Consider the following 19,531-nt stretch of genomic DNA (forward strand, 5'->3'; position numbering starts at 1 on the left):
TCAAGCCTTCTTGAGTTTGCCCAGCGTGTTGCCGGCCTTCTCGATCGACGCATAGTCGGCGTGGCTGGCCGCGACGAAACCGGTGTAGTGGTTCGGCAGCAGCGTCTTCGCCTGTTCCACCGTGATCGCGGTCAGCACCTTCTGGATCTGCGCGATCAGCGCCGGCGCCGTGCCTTTCGGGACGGCGATGGCATCGTTCGGCAGCGGCGCCGAGGTCCACAGAATCTTGTTGCTGTCCGGCTTGATCTTGCCCGACTCGATCATCGCGTTGCGGTTGCGGTCGAAGTCGGTCGCCATGTCGGACTGGCCGGCCTGCACCGCGACTTCGTTGGCGGCGTGGGTCGCGCCCTCGCTGTATTTCCAATAGCTCTTCGGATCGATCTTCCACACTTCCTTGGCGTACCAGGACGGGATCAGCCAGCCCGAGGTCGAACCGACGTCGGCGAACGAGATCGACAGGCCCTTGGTATCGTCCGGGAACTTGGCGACCTTCAGGTCCGGCTTGCCGATGATGATGGCGTGGTAGACCGGCTTCTCGTCGTACTTGACGGTGGCCAGCGCGGTGCAGCCGGTAGCGTTGTTGGCGATGATGTAGCCCCACGGCCCCATCCACGCCAGGTCCAGCTGGCCCGAGCCCATGGCGACCGCCATGCCGGCCCAGTCGGTGGTGGCGAACAGCTCGAAGTCGGCGTTCAGTTCCTTGGCCAGGTGCGCGAAGAACGCGTTGTAGGCCTTCTTGGTGTCCTCGACGGTCGGCAGCAGCGGGCCGACGCCGAAGCGCAGCTTGCGTTTGGTCTGCGCCAGGACCGGCGCGGCGGCGCCCAGCGCCACGGTGCCGGCGGCGATGGCGCCGGCGGCCAACAATTTCCTGCGTTGCGATGCGATCATGATGTTCCTTTTCTTGTTTTTGTTTGTGGGATTAGTAGCTGATGCTCGGGCAACCATCGCTCATGAACTCGACCAGCTTGGCGCCGCCGACCACCGCCGCGCCGGCCACCAATACCGCCTCGTCCAGCTTGCGCTTCTTGAAGCACGGCGAGCAGACGAACATGCGGCCGCCGGCTGCGGCGAAGTTGTCCATCAGTTCTTTCAGCGGCGCGAAACCCTCCTCATGCACCGCATCGGCCACGCCCTGCTGCGACAGGCGCACGCCCTCGATCGACAGGAACACCACGGTATCCTTGTCGGAAGCGACGGCCGCGTTGGCGACCACGAAGGCCACGGTCGCCTTGTCTGTGTTGTCGAGACCGCAGGTGAGGTTGATCAGGAATTTGCCGGACATAATGTCTCCTTGGAGGTAACAACGAAAAAGCGCGGTGATCCGCGCGAATGGGGGGTTATGACTTGGCGCGTATCCACCAGGTCTGCGCCGGGACGTCCTCGGCCAGCAGCTGATGGCCGGTCATGCCGCACCAGGCCGGCAGATCCGCCGGCGCGCCCGGATCCCGCGCGATCAGCTTGAACACCAGTCCCGGCGCGGCGCGCACCCGGCGCCGCAACTCCAGCACCAGATCACCGCAAGCCAGATCGCCGGCGTCCCATTCGACGTCATGGACGGGAGGAGCAGAGGAAGTGGAAGGCATAGACGAAAACCAAATATTGATATTTGGTCAGTCTACGGCATAGCAGAGCAAGCGCGCAATACCGCAAAGGCAGCAAACGCCCATCTTGGGGGCCTTCTCCGGCGCGATCCGGCCTGATTCGGCCTGAATGGCGCCACATCAGTCTCATCGCGTCTGAAACGCGGCACTGCCGGTCTAAAACAGTCGATAAAACAGCTCAAAACTCATTCGATCTGGCCACACGCCCCGGGGTCAAACCTGAAGCCTTCCTGATCCATAGCCACAATGAAAAACGGCCCGATCAAGATATCGATCGGGCCGCTGAAGGCTTGGTGTTCTTTTACAAAATATGCTGCCCGATCCACCAGGCGATCGCCGCCACGAAGGCCGAGGCGGGAATCGTGAAGATCCACGCCCACACGATATTGCCCGCCACGCCCCAGCGCACCGCCGACATCTTCTGCGCCGATCCGACGCCGACGATCGCGCCGGTGATGGTGTGGGTGGTCGACACCGGCACGCCCAGCGCCGTCGCGGTGAACAGCGTGATCGCGCCGCCGGTCTCGGCGCAGAAGCCGCCCACCGGTTTCAGCTTGGTGATCTTCTGCCCCATGGTCTTGACGATGCGCCAGCCGCCGAACAACGTGCCGAACGAGATCGCCGTGTAGCACGAGATGATCACCCACAGCGGCGGCATCGCGTCGCTGGCGTTCGAATAACCGGCCGCGATCAGCAACATCCAGATGATGCCGATGGTCTTCTGCGCGTCGTTGCCGCCGTGGCCCAGGCTGTAGGCCGCGGCCGAGAACAACTGCAGCCGGCGGAACCATTTGTCGACCCGCCGCGGCGTCGAGCGCACGAACACCCACGACACCAGCAACATCATCAGCGAGCCGAAGATGAAGCCCAGCAGCGGCGACAACACGATGAACACCACCGTCTTGATCAGCCCGGCCGAGATCAGCGCGCCGGTGCCGCTCTTGGCCACCGCCGCGCCCACCAGGCCGCCGATCAGCGCGTGCGACGACGACGATGGAATGCCGTAGTACCAGGTGAAGATGTTCCAGACGATGGCGCCCACCAGCGCGCCGAAGATCACGTACTGGTCGACCACGCCGGGGTCGATGGTGCCCTTGCCGACGGTGGCGGCCACGGTCAGTTGATGGAACACGAAGATGGCGACGAAGTTGAAGCAGGCCGCCATGGCGACGGCGGTCTGCGGCTTCAGCACGCCGGTCGAGACCACCGTGGCGATCGCGTTGGCGGCGTCGTGGAAGCCGTTCATGAAGTCAAACACCAACGCCAGGGCGATCAGGATGCCCAGCACGTAGATGCTCATTTGTATGGTATTCATCGGTGCTCTTTTTTGAATTATGCGTTTTCGACGATGATGCCTTCGATGATGTTGGCCACATCCTCGCAACGGTCGGTCACGGTTTCCAGCAATTCGTAGATGGCCTTCATCTTGATCAGGTTGCGCACGTCCGGTTCGTCGCGGAACAGCTTGGACATGGCGGCGCGCATCACGTGGTCGGCGTCCGACTCCAGGCGGTCGATCTCTTCGCAGATGGCGACGATCTGGCGCGAGTTGTCCATGTTGTGCAGCAGCGCCACGGCGTCGCGCACCTTCTCGGCGCAGGCCAGCACCAGCTCGGCCAGGCGCTTCGCTTCCGGCGTCACCGAATGCAGGTCGTACAGCGACACGGTCTGGCCGGCGTCTTCCAGCAGGTCCAGGATGTCGTCCATGCGGGTGATCAGCTTGTGGATGTCGTCGCGGTCGATCGGGGTGATGAAGGTCTTGTGCAGCAGGTCGACCGTGGCGTAGGTGATCTTGTCGGCCTGCTTCTCGATCGATTCGATGGCGTGCACGCGGTTTTCCAGATCGTCGAAGTTGGACATCAGGCCCAGCATCTCTTTTGCACCTTTGACGCACAGCTCGGCGTGTTGGTTGAACAGGTCAAAAAATTTGCCCTCGGTGGGCATCAAACGTCCAAACATATTATTCTCCGTTCCATTAATTACTGCAGATCGCCGCCCAGCACGAGGGCGGCGTAAAGATTAGTGGCGCTGAATTAATCGCCTTGATACAGCGCCAGATTGCCGGCGTAGTTGCCAAACTTGGTGTACTGGCCGATCCAGGTCAGGCGCACCGAGCCGATCGGCCCGTTACGCTGCTTACCGATGATGATTTCGGCCGTTCCCTTATCGGGCGAGTCCGGGTTGTAGACCTCGTCGCGATACAGGAAGATAATGACGTCCGCATCCTGCTCGATCGCGCCGGATTCGCGCAGATCGGACATGACGGGACGCTTGTTGGGACGTTGTTCCAGCGAGCGGTTCAGCTGGGACAGCGCGATCACCGGGCACTGCAGCTCTTTGGCCAGGCCCTTCAGCGAACGCGAAATTTCGGAAATCTCCGAGGCGCGGTTGTCGCCCTGGGTGGAGCCCTGCATCAGCTGCAGGTAGTCGACCACGATCAGGCCCAGCTTGCCGCACTGGCGCGACAGCCGGCGCGCGCGGGCGCGCATCTCGATCGGGTTCAGCGCCGGCGTCTCGTCGATATAGACCTGGGCGTCGTTCATTTTCTGGATCGCGTGCGTCAGGCGCGGCCAATCCTCGTCGTTCAGCTTGCCGGTGCGCAGGCGATGCTGGTCCAGCTGGCCGACCGAGCCCAGCATACGCATCGCCAGCTGCACGCCGCCCATCTCCATCGAGAACACCGCCACCGGCAGGCCCTCCTCCACCGCCACGTTCTCGGCGATGTTCATCGAGAACGCGGTCTTGCCCATCGACGGGCGGCCGGCCACCACCACCATGTCGCCCGGCTGCAGGCCGGAGGTCATGCGGTCGAGGTCGATCCAGCCGGTCGGCACGCCGGTGATCTCGGACGCACCCTCGCGCGAATACAGCTCGTCGATGCGCTCGACCACCTGGGTCAGCAGCGGCTGCACCGGCAGCCAGCCGGCGGCGCCGCGCGCGCCCTGCTCGGCGATGGCGAAGATCTTCGACTCGGCCTCGTCCAGCATCTGCTTGACTTCTTTGCCCTGCGGCGTGAAGGCCTGGCCGGAAATCTCGTCGGCCACGGTGATCAGCTGGCGCAGGATCGAGCGGTCGCGCACGATCTCGGCATAGCGGCGGATGTTGGCCGCCGACGGCGTGTTCTGCGCCATCGCGTTCAGGTAGGCCAGGCCGCCGACATCGTCCGCCTTGCCCATCTGGGTCAGGTTCTCGAACACCGTGATCACGTCGGCCGGCTTGGAACCGTTGATCATCTTGACGATCTGCTCGAAGATGATGCGGTGGTCGTAGCGGTAGAAGTCGTCCGGATTCATCATGTCCGCGATGCGGTCGAACGCGGCATTGTCGCGCAGCAGGCCGCCTATGACGGACTGTTCTGCTTCGATGGAATGCGGCGGGACGCGGAGGGCATCTAATTGCGGATCTGGGGGGGTGTTCATGGCGCGAATTATACCTGCTTGTGCCGGACTACAAAATTTATGACGAGAAAAAAGCCGGGACAAGCCCGGCTTTTTTCAAGGGTGTTGCTAACTAGACAGGCGTTGCCGCCCGCGCCAGTATTAGGCTGCTTCGCCTACGACGGCAACGGTCACTTCCACCACCACGTCGGTGTGCAGAGCGACGCTGACTGGGTGCTCGCCGGTGGTCTTCAGAGGACCGGTAGGCATGCGGACAGCAGCTTTTTCAACAGCGAAACCAGCTTTGGTCAGCGCTTCAGCGATGTCGAAGTTGGTGACCGAACCGAACAGACGGCCGTCGACACCAGCTTTTTGCGAAACGTTCACGGTCATGCCGTTCAGTTTCTCGCCTTGGGCTTGAGCGGCCGCCAGTTTCTCGGCTGCTGCTTTTTCCAGTTCGGCGCGCTTGACTTCGAATTCAGCGACGGCCGACGCGGTAGCGCGGCGAGCCATTTTTTGCGGAATCAGGAAGTTACGTGCGTAACCGTCTTTAACTTTAACGACTTCACCCAGGTTGCCCAGGTTGACGACTTTTTCTAACAGAATGATTTGCATAGTTCTTCTCCAGGATCTTATCTAAACCAGGCAATTAAGCGTGGTGCAGATCGGTGTAAGGCAGCAGCGCGAGGTAGCGGGCGCGTTTGATGGCGGTGTCAACTTGACGCTGGTAGTGCGCCTTGGTGCCGGTCAGACGTGCTGGCATGATCTTGCCGTTTTCCTGGACGAAGTCCTTCAGGGTGTCGACGTCTTTGTAGTCAACTTGTTCAACGTTGGCTGCGGTGAAGCGGCAGAACTTCTTACGCTTGAACAGTGGGTTTTGTTGCTTACGCTTTTCTTTAAGCTTGAGCTTGTTTTTGTCGAACTTTTTACCGAATGCCATTTTAGGCTCCTGTATTTAAATTGAGCTGTCTGTGACAGCACTAAAATCAATGATGTGAAACACCAGGCTTTTGCTATTGCGCGTCTTCTTGTTCAAAAAACCGGTGAACTGGTACATGCCGCCCAGTGGCGCCTGGCTGAAGCGGCCTGAAATCTCGCCCGCGGCGACCGCGGAAATTTCAAACTCGCTCAATCGGGCGATGCCCGCCTCCATCTGCTGCGACCGGTGCTGGAGTACAGCGTTCACGATCGGCATGCCGGCCGGGGTGTAGCGCAAGGCGTCCCGTTCGGCGATGAGGGCAATAAATTGGCTTTGGTTCACTGGAGCTGTGTCAGCCCGGTTTTAAAACAATCAGGCCGCTGCAGGAGCTGGAGCAGCTGCTGGGGCTTCGGTGCGATGCGATTTGGCCGCATCTTCACGCTGTACCGACTTCATCATAGGCGAAGGAGCGGTTTCGGCTTTCTTCAGCTTGACGGTCAGGTGACGCAGAACTGCATCATTGAATTTGAATGCGGTTTCCAGCTCGACCAGGGTCTCGTTGTCGCATTCGATGTTCAGGCAGATGTAGTGTGCTTTCGCCAGTTTCTGGATCGAGTAAGCCATCTGACGACGGCCCCAATCTTCAACGCGGTGCACGGAGCCGCCGCGGGTCGTTACGGTTGCTTTGTAACGTTCGATCATGGCGGGCACTTGCTCGCTCTGGTCCGGATGGACGATAAATACTATTTCATAGTGACGCATGCAAACTCCCTTAAGGACTGTGAATATAGCCCACCCTGGCGTCAAGACAGGTGTGGGAAGAGGTAAGCCCGCGACTATAGCAGCATTTTCGGCAAATGGCTAGTGTCCTACTCCGGGGTCAGAGCTAAAAACTGGACACGGGCTCTGCCGTAGCGGCCGCTACGGCAGAGCCCGTGTCCAGTTTTTAGCTCTGACCCCGGAGTGGGACATGAAATTATTTCGTGCTGAGCAACAAATTCCCTTGCATTCCGGCCCATACTGTACAAAAATACAGACTGTCTATATACACAGGCCAAGAACCGCACTCATGATCAAGCTCACCGCACGCCAGGAACAAATTCTTAATCTGATCAAGGATGCCATCGAGAACACCGGCTTCCCGCCGACCCGCGCCGAGATCGCCAACGAACTGGGCTTCAAGTCCGCCAACGCGGCCGAGGAACATCTGCAGGCGCTGGCCCGCAAGGGCGCGATCGAGATCGCCGCCGGCACCTCGCGCGGCATCCGCCTGCTCGGCGTGCACGCCGAACCGGCCGCTTCGAAGATGCCGGGGCCGCTGATGATGTCGCTGCCGCTGATCGGCCGCGTCGCCGCCGGCTCGCCGATCCTGGCGCAGGAAAACCTGGAAACCAGCTACAGCGTCGATCCCGCCATGTTCTCGTCCAAGCCGGACTATCTGCTGAAGGTGCGCGGCGAATCGATGCGTGACGCCGGCATCATGGACGGCGACCTGCTGGCCGTGAAGAAGGTCGATAGCGCCAAGAACGGCCAGATCGTCGTTGCCCGCATCGGCAACGACGTCACGGTCAAGCGCTACCGCAAGACCGGTTCGACGGTGGAACTGTTGCCGGAGAACCCGGACTTCAAAATCATCACCGTCGACCCCGAGGAAGAGTTTGCGCTGGAAGGCCTGGCGGTCGGCCTCATGCGCAGCTGGCATTAAGCGCAGCCGGCATCGCTCACTTTCTACCGACTTCCTTGGCGGTGGCCTGCATCGAAAGGTTCGCGCCGATGCGCTCCTGGTCGGCGATCATCTGCTTGGCGCGCGCGGCGGACGTCTTGACGTCGTCGTCGGTCTTGACGCGCCAGGCTTCGCGCGCGGCCAGGATCTGATCGGCCTGCTGCTTGCCGCTGGCGTTGACGGCGGCGTAGGCCTTGTCCATGCGTAGCGTGGCCTGCTGCATTTCGGCGTCGGTCATCAGATTGGCCAGCTCGTCGGGAATGGCTTTGCCGGCCGGCAGCTGGTTGGCCAGATTCTTCAGGAAGCCGTCGTAGCAGCTCATCCAGCCATCGACGCGGTCGCTGACCGACTTGATCTGCTGCGCCGTTTGCGACGTGGCCGGGATCTCCGGCTTGGCGCAGCCGAAATTGCTCAGCGCCACATCGGCGCCTTCATACCGCTGCACATAGAAGTCGATTTCGGCCTGGCGCGCCTGGCGCTTCGGCGTCAGCGCGAGCGCCGCCTTGGCTTCGGGATAACCGGCCTGGTCCGCCTTGTGGAACCACTCGTCGGCCTTTGCGCTGTCGGCGGGCACGCCGGCGCCGTACCAGTAGATCTCTCCCAGCTGGTACTGCGCCTTGGCGTTGCCGGCGTTGGCCAGCTTGGTGTAGATCGGCAGCGCGGCGGCGTAGTTCTTGGCGCCGGCCAGTTTCTCGGCATCGGCCAGATCATCGGCGCGCACCATGCCGCCAGCCAACGCCAGCGCCATCCCCATCACATAAGCAGCTTTCATCATCATCCCCATTGATCGTTACCGAAAAACTAAGTATATGGAAAAAGCCAACGGCTGACAAACGCGAAATCGCTGATTTACCACAACCGCCGGTTAACACGCCTCCAGCGCGCAGGCGAAGTCGTCCAGCAGATCGTCGGTGTCCTCGATGCCGACCGAAACCCGGATCAGCGATTCGGCGATGCCCATCGAGGCGCGGCGCTCGGCGCCCATCTCGAAGAAGATGGTGTGCGCCACCGGGATGATCAGCGTGCGGTTGTCGCCCAGATTCGAGGCCGGGATCGCCAGCTTCAGCCGGTTGAGGAAATCGAAACAGTCGATGCCGTCCTTCAGCTCAAAGCTCAGCAACGAACCGTGGCTGCGGAACAGCTCGCCGCTGATGGCGTGCTGCGGGTGCGACTTCAGGCCCGGGTAGTAGACGGCGGCGACCCGTTCGTCCGCCTCCAGCAACTCGGCCAGCGCCTGCGCATTGGCGCTGGTGCGCTGCATGCGCAAGGCCAATGTCTCGGCGCCGACCGCGATGTGGTGCGCCGCTTCCGGCGCCAGCGACGAGCCGAAGTCGCGCAAGCCCTTGGCGCGGATCTGCGCCAGCCCCCACTGCTTCGGCGCCGCCTTCTTGTAGTTCTCGAAGATGTTGGCGAACCGGGTCCAGTCGTACTCGCCGGTGTCGGTCAGGCTGCCGCCCAGCGCGTTGCCGTGGCCGCAGATCGACTTCGTCAGCGCGTTGACCACCAACCCGGCGCCCACCGTTTTCGGGCGGAACAGATACGGCGTGGTCATGGTGTTGTCGACCACGTACAGGATGCCGCGCGCCTGGCACAGCTCGCCGATGCGCTTCAGGTCCGCCACCTGCGTGCGCGGGTTGGCGATGGTCTCGACGAACACGATGCGGGTCTGCTCGGTGATCGCCGCCTCGACGTTGGCGACATCGGTGGCGTCGACGAACGAGACGCCGACGCCCTGCCCCATCGCGGTCTGCCACAGGCTGTTGGTGTTGCCGAACAAGTAGGCCGACGACACCACGTGGTCGCCGGCGCGCAGCAGCGCCTGGAACACCGCGCCGATCGCGCCCATGCCTGTGGCGAAGCAGAGGGTGCCGACGCCCTGCTCCATCTGGTTGACCTTGTCCTCCAGCGCGGAGATGGTCGGATTGCCCTGGCGGCCGTAGCGGAAGCCCGGCTCCTTGCCCTGGAATACCGAGGCCAGCTGGCGCGCGTCGGCGTAGCCGAAGGCGACCGAGGTATGGATCGGCTTGTGCAGCGAGCCGTGTTCGATGCCCTTCTGGCGGTCGTTGTGCAGGATGGTGGTGGTGAAGCCGTAATGCTTTTTATCGTTCATGTGCGTAGCCCTGGGGACGGGGGAAACTGGCATCGGCCTGCGGCGCGTGACATGGAGGTCCGCCGCAGCGCCTGCTTTACCCCGCACAGCGAAACAGGGGTCAGACCCCATGCGGGGTCTGACCCCGCGTCCGGGTGCGGGGTCGCGGGTGAATCAGCCTTCGGCGGTCGCGAGATTCAGGTTCAGCTGCGAGCGTCCCGCGTCTTCCGGCGCGGCGGCCTTGGTCGGGTGGTGACGCTCGTATTCCAGCTTGTCGAGGTACTCGCGCGAGACGTCGCCGGTGACGTAGATGCCGTCGAAGCACGAGGCCTCGAAGTTGACCAGCTCCGGATTCACGTCCGAGATCGAACGCTTCAGCGCCTCGATATCCTGGTACACCAGGTGATCGGCGGTGATCTCGCGGCACACCTCCTCGACCGTGCGGCCGTAGGCGATCAGCTCGTCGCGGGTCGGCATGTCGATGCCGTACACGTTCGGGAAGATCACCGGTGGCGCGGCCGAAGCGAAGATCACCTTCTTGGCGCCGGCTTCGCGCGCCATCTGCACGATCTCGCGGCTGGTGGTGCCGCGCACGATGGAATCGTCCACCAGCAGCACCACCTTGTCCTTGAACTCGGAAGCGATCGCGTTCAGCTTCTGGCGTACCGACTTCTTGCGCGCCGCCTGGCCCGGCATGATGAAGGTGCGGCCGATGTAGCGGTTCTTGATGAAGCCTTCGCGGTATTCCACGTTCAGCGCCAGCGCCAGCTGGATCGCGGCCGGACGCGACGAGTCCGGAATCGGCATCACCACGTCGATCTGCATGTCCTTGCATTCGCGCTTGACCTTCTCGGCCAGGTACTCGCCCATCTTCAGGCGGGTGGCGTACACCGAGGCGCCGTCGATGACCGAATCCGGACGCGCCAGGTAGACGAACTCGAACACGCAAGGGTTCAGCGACGGATTGTCGGCGCACTGGCGCGCATGCAGCTGCTTGTCGTTGTCGATGAAGACCGCCTCGCCCGGCGCGATGTCGCGCACGAAGCGGAAGCCCATGCCTTCCAGCGCCACGGACTCGGAAGCGATCAGGTACTCGGCGCCCTGTTCGGTCTCGTTGATGCCCAGGCACAGCGGACGGATGCCGAACGGATCGCGGAAGGCCAGCAGGCCGACGCCGGCGATCTGCGCCACGGCGGCGTAGCCACCGCGCACGCGGCGATGCAGCACGGTCACGGCGTCAAAGATGGTCTCGGCGTCGATCGAGATGCCGGTGGTGGCTTTTTCGATTTCGTGCGCCAGCACGTTCAGCAACACTTCCGAATCGGAATCGGTGTTGATGTGGCGGCGGTCGTTCTGGAACATTTCTTTTTTGAGCTGTTCCCAGTTGGTCAGGTTGCCGTTGTGCGCCAGCGTGATGCCGAACGGCGCGTTGACGTAGAACGGCTGCGCCTCTTCCTCGCTCGACGAGCCGGCGGTCGGATAGCGGCAGTGGCCGATACCGGAATTGCCTTGCAGCGTACGCATGTTCCGGGTGCGGAACACGTCGCGCACCAGGCCGTTGGCCTTGTGCATGGCGAACATGCTGCTGTGATTGGTCGCGATACCCGCTGCATCCTGGCCGCGGTGCTGCAGCAGCAGCAAGGCGTCATACAGCAGTTGATTGACAGGTTGATGGGAAACGACGCCGACGATGCCACACATGATGGTGCTCCTGGACTGGTATTACAGATTTAAAGAATTCAAAAATTCACATGCTGCGCCATGGCAGCGGGAAGGAAGGCCTTGACCATGCGCGCGCCGGTCCCGGCGTACGGGCTCAACAACGCCTCCCTCCAAAATTCCTGTTTCGGCAGCGACGTCATCCCGCATAAGATGACGGCGGCCAACACAATTACAAGGCCCCGGCCGAAACCGAACACCGCGCCCAGCAGGCGGTCGACGATGCTCAGGCCGCCCGCGTCGAGCAAGGCGCTCAGCGCCATCGCCAGCAGGCCGGTTAAAATCTTCACGCCGATAAACAATGCGATAAACGCAAGGATCAGGCGCAGCACCTCGCCCGGCACCACCGGCGGCAACATCACGGCCAGCTCGGCGGCGTAGGCGTTGGCGACCACGAAGGCCACCACCCAGCCCACCAGCGACAGCACTTCCTTGACCAGCCCGCGCATCATGCTGATGACGACCGACGCCGCCAGCACAAAGATCACCAAGTAATCGAACAGCGTCACGTCAGACGGTTTCCAGACGGCCGCTCAGGCCCATGCCGCTCAGCTTGGCCCGTACTTTCTCGGCTTCTTCCTTGCTGCCGAACGGGCCGACGCGGATGCGCGTCACGCCGCCACCCGGCGCCTTTTGCGTGAACGAACTGATGCCGGCTTTTTTCAGTTTCTCGCGCAGCTCGTCGACCTTGTCCTGGTCGGCCAGCGCCGCCACTTGCAGGACGAATTTTTGCGTGGACTCGGCCGGCGCCGCAGCGGCCTTCCCTTCCAGGATGGCCAGCGCGCGCGCGTCCTCCGATTTGCTCGCAGCGGCGGCCGGGGCCGGCTTGGCGGCGGCCTTGGCTTCGGCCAGGCGGCGCTCGGCGTCGATCTTGTCGGCCTTGAGGCGGGCTTCGGCCTTGACCTCGGCCTGCTTGCGTTCCAGCTCCAGCCGGTAGTCGGCTTCCTGGCGCAGTTTCAGTTCGCGTTCGGCCTTGGTCTTGGCCAGCGTGTCCGCCTTGGCTTCGGCCTTCAGCCTGGCGTCGGCCTTGGCTTCGGCGTCCTGTTTTGCGTCCGGTTTCGCGTTGTCGAGCTTGACGGCCGACACGGCGGGCTGCTCGGCCACGGCGGCGGCCGGCGCCTTGGCGGCCGGCTTCACGTCATCGACGATTTCTTCCTTGCTGTCCAGCGAAGCGCTGGCGGACACCGGCGCCGGGGCGGCGGCGGGCTTGTCTTTCGACGGGATTTTGATATCGATATCGGACGAGAACGGCTTCGGCTCGGAATCGAGCACCATCGGCAAGCCGACCGCGACCGCCAGCGCCAGCGCGATCGCGCCGACCAGGCGCCGGCGTGCGCGTTTCTTTTCCGGCAACACCGGATCGTCGGCTTCGCGGTCCTTGGAACGGCGCGACTTGGCGTTGCCGTCAGCCGACGAGGCGCGCTTGGAGCGCGCGCGCTCCGATGCGGCCTGGTCATCTGCACTGGTGTAATAGCCGCTGTCTTGCGCAGCGGCGTCTTGCTTGTTTTTACCGGATTTCGAGAACAAGCCCATGCGTGATTTCAGTCCTGTGCGTTCAATGGAATGAGGATTTTCGCGCCGCCATGACGCCGGCGACCGTGAGGAAAGATCCAAAGACCACAATTCTATCATTCTCCCCGGCCCGGCTCAGCGCATTTGCATAGGCCGCGGCCGGATCGGCGAAGATATTGATGGTGCGCTCGGCTTTTTCCTCTTGCACGATTTGCACCTTGGCCGCCAGTTCCGAAGCGCTGGCCGCGCGCGGCGACGGCAGGTCGGTCAGGCACCAGTGGTCGACGTGCTCGGACATGGCGGCGATCACGCCGTCGATATCCTTGTCGTGCATCGAGCCGAACACGGCGTAGGTGTACGGGTGGAAGCCCATGTTGCCGAGGTTCTGGTTCAGCGCCGACGCCGCGTGCGGATTGTGCGCCACGTCGAGGATCACCGTCGGGCGGCCCGGCAGCACCTGGAAGCGGCCCGGCAGTTCGACCGTCACCAGGCCGGTGCGCACTTCCTGCGCGCCGACCGGCAGTTCCAGCTTCAGCGCCTCCAGCGCGGCCAGCACGGCGCAGGCGTTGAGGATCTGGTTGGCACCGCGCAGGCTCGGATAGGCCAGCGAATTGCGCCGCTGCGAACGGCCGCCGTAGTTCCACTGCTGCTTGTCGCCGGAATAATTGAAATCGCGGCCCATGATCCACAGGTCGGCGCCGATGGCGTCGGCGTGGTCGATCAGCGATTGCGGCGGCACCGGATCGGAGCAGATCGCGGTCTTGCCGGCGCGGAAAATGCCGGCCTTCTCGAAGCCGATCTTCTCGCGCGTGTCGCCCAGGTAATCGGTGTGGTCGATGTCGACGCTGGTCACGATGGCCACGTCGGCATCGACGATGTTGACCGCGTCCAGGCGGCCGCCGAGGCCGACTTCCAGGATCACCACGTCCATGCCGGCGCCCGACAGCAGGTGCATGATCGCCAGCGTGGTGAATTCGAAATAGGTCAGCACGGTATCGCCGCGCGCCGCCTCGACCGTGTCGAAGGCCGCGACCAGGACTTCGTCGCTGGCCAGCTCGCCGTTGACGCGGGCGCGCTCGTTAAAGTCGAGGAAGTGCGGCTTGATGTACAGGCCGACCTTGTAGCCGGCGCGCAGCAGCACCGACTCCAGCATGGCGCAGGTCGACCCCTTGCCGTTGGTGCCGGCCACCATCACCACCGGGCAGCTGAACGACAGCTGCAGGCGTTCCTTGACGGCGAGAACGCGGTCCAGGCCCATGTTGATGACGGTTTCGGCGTGGCGCGATTCAAGCAGCGCAAGCCAGGCGGGCAAAGTAGTTGGGTTCGACATGATGGTGACTCAAAAGTGAAAACGGCGCGCAGGCCGGCATGATAGCCGATTGCGCGCCGTAGCGTCAGGGAGCGGGTGCTTTTACGCGATCACTTCCACAGCTTGATTTTGCAGCAACGCCAGCAGATGGGCGATTTCTTCGCGCATCTTGCGGCGGTCGACGATCATGTCGACGGCGCCCTTGGTCACCAGGAACTCGGCGCGCTGGAAGCCTTCCGGCAGTTTCTCGCGCACGGTGTTTTCGATCACGCGCGGGCCGGCGAAGCCGATCAGCGCCTTCGGCTCAGCGATGACGACGTCGCCCATGAAGGCGAACGACGCCGACACGCCGCCCATGGTCGGATCGGTCAGCACGCTGATGAACGGCAGCTTTTTCTCGGACAATTTGGTCAGCATGGCGGTGGTCTTGGCCATCTGCATCAGCGACAGCAAGCCCTCCTGCATGCGGGCGCCGCCGGTGGCGGTGATGCAAATGAACGGCACCTTCTGTTCCAGCGCCACTTGCGCGCCGCGCACGAAGCGCTCGCCGACCACGGAGCCCATCGAGCCGCCCATGAATTCGAATTCGAAGCAGGCCACGACCACCGGCATGCTCATGATGGCGCCGCCCATGACGATCAGCGCATCGGTCTCGCCGGTGGCTTCCATGGCTTGCTTGAGGCGGTCGGGATATTTCTTGCTGTCTTTGAACTTCAGCGTATCGACCGGCAGGGTATCCATGCCGATTTCATAACGGCCGCCAGCGTCGAACAGGCTGTCGAGGCGCTCGCGGGCGCGGATGCGCATATGGTGGTCGCATTTAGGGCAGACGTGCAGGTTCGATTCCAGATCGGTACGATACAGCACGGCTTCGCAGGAAGGGCATTTGACCCACAGGCCCTCGGGCATGGTCTTGCGCGCGGCAGCGTCGGAACGCTGAATTCGTGGGGGCAGCAGTTTTTCCAACCAACTCATAAATTCTCCTTGCAGCTAACTTTGTGGCCGAAGTGTAGCCGTTTCTCGCCCCCCTGTCGAACTTTCCCGTACATCAATCTTTGACTTTCGTCATGAAAATAACGTTTTTTAGAGTGTATCCCCTAGTACGGCGAAAGCCTCGTCCGCTTGCCGCGGGGGGATGTCGATATGGATCTTATGGCCCGTGTAGACAATATTTCTTAGATAGGTTTCCATAATATGCTCGGCAGACAATCCAATTTCGTCGCCGATTCGCTTAAAGTATTCTATATCCGAGTAAGCTAGCCCAATCGTTACCTTTGTCCCGATCCGATCCGCTAACGGATTTGGAACACTAACGCACCGGTTCATATCAAATTCCTCGTCACACATAGGTCACCTCATGGATAAAGTTTCATTTCGGCCGGCGTAGCCCTTCGAGCGGAAAGAATGCGCACAATATCGTCAAGTCGATAACAGTGGCAAAAAAGTAACATTCTCGTGCTACTGCTGATTCCAATTGCCCAATATCGGTCTTCATCGTCAGAGTGGTCGAAGTCCAGTTTAAATATGACGCGCGGGTCCTTAAAAACGGTGATGGCCTCATCAAAGCTAATGCCGTGCTTACGGAAATTCTCCTTTGCCTTACGCTGGTCCCATTCGAAGCGCACGGCCACTCTCCTTCAACATAGTCAGTACTTAACTATGTATCAAGGTGAGCGGCGTGAATTTGATGCCGGCCAAGCGGGCCGGCGTGCGTGGATTACGCGTCGAGTGCGGCGCGGATGCCGCTGACGAAGGTCTGGACGGCGGCGACCGCGCCGTCTTTGCCGGCGCTTTCGATTTCCTGGATGATGCGGCTGCCGATGACGACCGCATCGGCCACCTCGGCCACGGCGCGCGCGGTGGCGCCGTCGCGGATGCCGAAGCCTACGCCGATCGGCAATTTCACGTGCTTGCGGATCTCCGTCAGGCGCGCCGCCACTTCTACCGTGTCGATATTGCCCGCCCCGGTCACGCCCTTCAGCGAGACGTAGTAGCTGAAGCCGCCGCCGACCTTGGCCACCTGTGCGATGCGTTCCTCGGTCGAGGTCGGCGCCAGCAGGAAGATCAGGTCCAGTCCGGCCGCGCGCATCGCGGCGGCGAAGTCTTCACACTCCTCCGGCGGATAGTCGACCACGATCGCGCCGTCCGCCCCCACCGCCGTCGATTGCGCGATGAAGGCGTCCGGGCCGATGCGCTCGATCGGATTGGCGTAGCCCATCAACACCACCGGCGTGGTCTGGTTGGTCTTGCGGAACTCGGCCACGTAACCAAACACGTCGCGGATGCCGACGCCATGCGCCAGCGCCCGCTCGCACGCGCGCTGAATCACCGGCCCCTCGGCCATCGGATCGGAAAACGGCACGCCGAGTTCAAGGATGTCGGCGCCGCCGGCCACTAGCGCGTGCATCAGCGGCACGGTCGATTCCGGCCCTGGATCCCCGGCGGTGATGAAAGTAACCAGGGCGGTTTTGTGTTGCGCCTTCAAGGCGCTGAAAGTTGCTGCGATTCTGGACATGCTGGTTCCTTAATTGAAGTTCAAACCCATACGCTCAGCGACCGTATGCATGTCCTTGTCGCCCCGGCCCGACAGGTTGGCCAAAATGATCTGATCCTTCGGCAAGGTCGCCGCCAGCTTGGCCGCATAGGCCAGCGCATGCGACGACTCCAGCGCCGGGATGATGCCTTCGATATGGCAGCAGTCATGGAAGGCCTGCAGCGCCTCCTCGTCGGTGATCGACACATACTGCGCCCGCCCGCTGTCCTTCAGATACGCATGCTCCGGTCCGACGCCCGGATAATCCAGCCCCGCCGACACCGAATGGGTCTCGATGATCTGCCCGTTCTCGTCCTGCAGCAGATAGGTGCGGTTGCCGTGCAACACGCCCGGATAGCCCTTGGTCAGCGACGCCGCGTGCTTGTCGCCGTCCAGCCCCTCGCCCGCCGCCTCGACGCCGATCAGCTTGACGTCCTTCTGGTCGATATACGGATAGAAGATGCCCATCGCGTTCGAGCCGCCGCCGATGCAGGCGACGACATGGTCCGGCTGGCGGCCGGTCATTTCCGGCATCTGCACCAGACATTCCTCGCCGATCACCGACTGGAAATCGCGCACCAGCATCGGATACGGATGGGGGCCGGCCACGGTGCCGATGATGTAGAAAGTGTTTTCGATGTTGGTGACCCAGTCGCGCATCGCCTCGTTGAGCGCGTCCTTCAAGGTCTTGGAGCCGGACTCCACCGGCACCACCGTCGCGCCCAGCAGCTTCATGCGGTAGACGTTCTGCGCCTGGCGCTTGACGTCCTCGCTGCCCATGTACACCACGCACTCCAGCCCGAAGCGGGCGCAGATGGTGGCGGTGGCCACGCCGTGCTGGCCGGCGCCGGTCTCGGCGATGATGCGCGGCTTGCCCATGCGCTTGGCCAGCAAGGCCTGGCCGATCACGTTGTTGATCTTGTGCGCGCCGGTATGGTTCAGGTCTTCGCGCTTGAAGTAGATCTGCGCGCCGCCGGCGATCTCGGACCAGCGCTTGGCGTGGTAGATCGGCGACGGACGGCCGACAAAGTGCTTGAGCTCGTAACGGAACTCTTCGAGGAATTCGGGATCTTTGCTGTAGCGCTCGTAAGCTTCGTTGAGCTCGGCAAGCGCGTAGGTCAGGGTTTCGGCGACGAACGAGCCGCCGTAGGGGCCGAAATGGCCCTTGGCGTTCGGCAGGTCGTAATCTTTAGCGTGGAACAGGGCCTTCGCTGGAGCGTTCATGATGGGTTTCGCTTTCAATAATGGCATCTCCGGCCCGCACCGCCGCGACGAAGTCGGCGATCTTGCGGGCGTCCTTGATCCCCTTGGACGCTTCGACACCACTGCTGATGTCGACGGCGTAGGGGCGTACACCGACCACCGCGTCAGTCGCGTTGTGTACGCTCAAGCCACCACTTAAAACGACCCGAGGCGCGAGATCTTTTGGAACGAGAGACCAATCAAAACCCTTTCCTGCGCCCCCGTAGGCGTCCACATAGGTATCCAGCAACAGGCTGGTGAACAAGGGACTGGCGGCGCGGCATTGCTGCTCGTATTCTAACAAATCGGACGGCCGTGTGTCGGGTTTGACGCGGAAGACGCGCATGAACTGTCGCCCGGCCGCCGCCGCGATGGCGGCCGACTCGGCCACGGACTCGTCGCCGTGCAGCTGGATCAGCGAAATCGGCGCGATCGCGCAGGTGGCCGCGACCTCTTCCGGCGAGGCGTTGACGAACAGGCCGGTGCAGGTGATGAACGGCGGCACCGCGCGCATCAGCTCGGCGGCCTGCTCCGGCGTGACGTAGCGCGGGCTCTTTGGATAGAACACAAAGCCGATCGCATCCGCGCCGGCCGCGACCACGGCCAGCACATCCTCGACGCGGGTCAGGCCGCAGATCTTGATTCGGGTGCGCATCGTCTTCCTTTTAGAACCAGGGCAAGGCGCTGGTCGTCTCCAGCGGCAGTTCCCACTTGGGATCGTAATCGATTTTGGCCAGGTACAAGCCATCCGGCATGAAGGTCGGCGCGGCGGCGTGGCGGTCCTTGGTTTCCAGCAGCTGCCCCAGCCACTCCGGCTTCTCGCGGCCGGTGCCGATGTAGACCAGCGAGCCGACCAGGTTGCGCACCATGTGGTGCAGGAAGGCGTTGGCCGTAATCGTGAACACCACCAGCTCGCCGACCCGCTTGATCTGGATCTCGTGCATCAGTTTGACCGGCGACTTGGCCTGGCATTGCGCGGCGCGGAAAGCGGTGAAGTCGTGCCAGCCCAGCAGCGGCTGCACCGCCTGCTGCATCAGCTCCACATCCAGCGGACGGAAGCAGAATCCGGCGCGCCCTTCCAGCAGCGGCGAACGGGTCGGATTGTTGTACAGCACGTAGTGGTAGGTGCGGGCGCGGGCGCTGAAGCGGGCGTGGAAGAAATCGTTGACCGTCGGATCGCCGTCGAGCTGCTTGGCCCAGCGCACCGCGATCGACGGCGGCAGGAAGGCGTTGACGCCGCGCACCCAGGAATGGGTGTCGCGCTCGAGTTCGGTATCGAAGTGGACCACTTGCTCCAGCGCGTGCACGCCGGTGTCGGTGCGGCCGGCGCAGGTGGTGGCCAGCGGCACCCTGGCGAACTTCTCCAGCGCCTGCTCCAGCTTGTCCTGCACCGTGTGGCCGTCTTCCTGCTTCTGGTAGCCGTGCCACGCGGTGCCGTCGTACTGGACGCCGATTGCTATCCGTTTCAATTGCTGCCCAATCTAAAGTCTGAGTCAGCCATTATATA

Annotated in this window: 23 protein-coding genes; 1 reads left to right on the top strand and 22 read right to left on the bottom strand. The window is 62.5% G+C overall.

The window, feature by feature from the left end:
- The 10 genes from GW587_RS07715 to rpsF all read right to left on the bottom strand — a co-directional run bounded on the left by GW587_RS07715 (nt 1) and on the right by rpsF (nt 6,659).
- Nucleotides 1-888: a phosphate/phosphite/phosphonate ABC transporter substrate-binding protein gene (locus GW587_RS07715; RefSeq protein WP_166100691.1), complete on the bottom strand. Its 888-nt coding sequence runs from the start codon at nt 886-888 to the stop codon at nt 1-3.
- Between the two features lie 31 nt (nt 889-919).
- Nucleotides 920-1,282: a DsrE family protein gene (locus tag GW587_RS07720; RefSeq protein ID WP_166100694.1), complete on the bottom strand. Its 363-nt coding sequence runs from the start codon at nt 1,280-1,282 to the stop codon at nt 920-922.
- A gap of 55 nt (nt 1,283-1,337) precedes the next feature.
- Nucleotides 1,338-1,583, bottom strand: coding sequence for a sulfurtransferase TusA family protein (locus tag GW587_RS07725; protein WP_166100697.1), 246 nt, complete (start codon nt 1,581-1,583; stop codon nt 1,338-1,340).
- Between the two features lie 319 nt (nt 1,584-1,902).
- Nucleotides 1,903-2,916, bottom strand: a complete 1,014-nt coding sequence (locus GW587_RS07730) for an inorganic phosphate transporter (RefSeq protein WP_166100699.1) — start codon at nt 2,914-2,916, stop codon at nt 1,903-1,905.
- Nucleotides 2,917-2,933: 17 nt separating this feature from the next.
- Nucleotides 2,934-3,560, bottom strand: coding sequence for a DUF47 domain-containing protein (locus GW587_RS07735; protein WP_166100701.1), 627 nt, complete (start codon nt 3,558-3,560; stop codon nt 2,934-2,936).
- Nucleotides 3,561-3,634: 74 nt separating this feature from the next.
- A complete protein-coding gene (locus GW587_RS07740) occupies nt 3,635-5,020 on the bottom strand; it encodes a replicative DNA helicase (protein WP_166100704.1) in 1,386 nt (461 codons plus the stop codon).
- 120 nt (nt 5,021-5,140) lie between these two features.
- Complete coding sequence (gene rplI / locus GW587_RS07745) at nt 5,141-5,593, bottom strand: 50S ribosomal protein L9 (RefSeq protein WP_166100708.1); 453 nt, start codon at nt 5,591-5,593, stop codon at nt 5,141-5,143.
- 34 nt (nt 5,594-5,627) lie between these two features.
- Nucleotides 5,628-5,918, bottom strand: a complete 291-nt coding sequence (gene rpsR / locus GW587_RS07750; protein ID WP_008450941.1) for a 30S ribosomal protein S18 — start codon at nt 5,916-5,918, stop codon at nt 5,628-5,630.
- 15 nt (nt 5,919-5,933) lie between these two features.
- Nucleotides 5,934-6,239, bottom strand: coding sequence for a primosomal replication protein N (priB, locus tag GW587_RS07755; protein WP_166100710.1), 306 nt, complete (start codon nt 6,237-6,239; stop codon nt 5,934-5,936).
- A gap of 30 nt (nt 6,240-6,269) precedes the next feature.
- On the bottom strand, nt 6,270-6,659 hold the full coding sequence (rpsF, locus tag GW587_RS07760) for a 30S ribosomal protein S6 (RefSeq protein WP_166100713.1): 390 nt from the start codon (nt 6,657-6,659) through the stop codon (nt 6,270-6,272).
- A 307-nt stretch (nt 6,660-6,966) separates the two neighbouring features.
- On the opposite strand from rpsF, the gene lexA reads away from it, so the two are divergent.
- Entirely contained in the window at nt 6,967-7,602 is a 636-nt protein-coding gene (gene lexA / locus GW587_RS07765) for a transcriptional repressor LexA (RefSeq protein ID WP_166100715.1), read from the top strand.
- A gap of 16 nt (nt 7,603-7,618) precedes the next feature.
- Here the strand turns inward: lexA and GW587_RS30970 are convergent, their stop codons facing one another.
- From GW587_RS30970 to truA, 12 genes are all read right to left on the bottom strand, one after another.
- Nucleotides 7,619-8,398 (bottom strand): tetratricopeptide repeat protein, encoded by a 780-nt coding sequence (locus GW587_RS30970; RefSeq protein ID WP_207393388.1) that lies wholly within the window; start codon nt 8,396-8,398, stop codon nt 7,619-7,621.
- 87 nt (nt 8,399-8,485) lie between these two features.
- A complete protein-coding gene (locus GW587_RS07775) occupies nt 8,486-9,730 on the bottom strand; it encodes a cystathionine gamma-synthase family protein (protein WP_166100718.1) in 1,245 nt (414 codons plus the stop codon).
- A 153-nt stretch (nt 9,731-9,883) separates the two neighbouring features.
- A complete protein-coding gene (purF, locus tag GW587_RS07780) occupies nt 9,884-11,410 on the bottom strand; it encodes an amidophosphoribosyltransferase (protein ID WP_166100720.1) in 1,527 nt (508 codons plus the stop codon).
- A gap of 38 nt (nt 11,411-11,448) precedes the next feature.
- A complete protein-coding gene (locus GW587_RS07785; protein ID WP_166100723.1) occupies nt 11,449-11,937 on the bottom strand; it encodes a CvpA family protein in 489 nt (162 codons plus the stop codon).
- Nucleotide 11,938: 1 nt separating this feature from the next.
- Nucleotides 11,939-12,961 (bottom strand): SPOR domain-containing protein, encoded by a 1,023-nt coding sequence (locus GW587_RS07790; protein ID WP_166100726.1) that lies wholly within the window; start codon nt 12,959-12,961, stop codon nt 11,939-11,941.
- A 22-nt stretch (nt 12,962-12,983) separates the two neighbouring features.
- Nucleotides 12,984-14,270, bottom strand: a complete 1,287-nt coding sequence (gene folC / locus GW587_RS07795; protein ID WP_166100729.1) for a bifunctional tetrahydrofolate synthase/dihydrofolate synthase — start codon at nt 14,268-14,270, stop codon at nt 12,984-12,986.
- An 81-nt stretch (nt 14,271-14,351) separates the two neighbouring features.
- Nucleotides 14,352-15,224, bottom strand: a complete 873-nt coding sequence (gene accD, locus GW587_RS07800; protein ID WP_166100731.1) for an acetyl-CoA carboxylase, carboxyltransferase subunit beta — start codon at nt 15,222-15,224, stop codon at nt 14,352-14,354.
- Between the two features lie 380 nt (nt 15,225-15,604).
- Nucleotides 15,605-15,874, bottom strand: a complete 270-nt coding sequence (locus GW587_RS07805) for a BrnT family toxin (RefSeq protein WP_371875556.1) — start codon at nt 15,872-15,874, stop codon at nt 15,605-15,607.
- A 92-nt stretch (nt 15,875-15,966) separates the two neighbouring features.
- Nucleotides 15,967-16,764, bottom strand: coding sequence for a tryptophan synthase subunit alpha (trpA, locus tag GW587_RS07810; protein WP_166100735.1), 798 nt, complete (start codon nt 16,762-16,764; stop codon nt 15,967-15,969).
- A gap of 9 nt (nt 16,765-16,773) precedes the next feature.
- Nucleotides 16,774-18,006 carry a tryptophan synthase subunit beta gene (trpB, locus tag GW587_RS07815; protein WP_166100738.1) on the bottom strand — a complete coding sequence of 411 codons (1,233 nt, stop codon included), beginning with the start codon at nt 18,004-18,006 and terminating at the stop codon, nt 16,774-16,776.
- Nucleotides 17,972-18,679 (bottom strand): phosphoribosylanthranilate isomerase, encoded by a 708-nt coding sequence (locus GW587_RS07820; protein WP_166100740.1) that lies wholly within the window; start codon nt 18,677-18,679, stop codon nt 17,972-17,974. The genes trpB and GW587_RS07820 overlap by 35 nt, the downstream gene beginning before the upstream one ends.
- A gap of 10 nt (nt 18,680-18,689) precedes the next feature.
- A complete protein-coding gene (gene truA / locus GW587_RS07825; protein WP_166100743.1) occupies nt 18,690-19,493 on the bottom strand; it encodes a tRNA pseudouridine(38-40) synthase TruA in 804 nt (267 codons plus the stop codon).
- Between the last annotated feature and the right edge of the window lie 38 nt (nt 19,494-19,531).

It is taken from the genome of Duganella aceris (assembly GCF_011090165.1).
Classification (GTDB): domain Bacteria; phylum Pseudomonadota; class Gammaproteobacteria; order Burkholderiales; family Burkholderiaceae_D; genus Rugamonas; species Rugamonas aceris.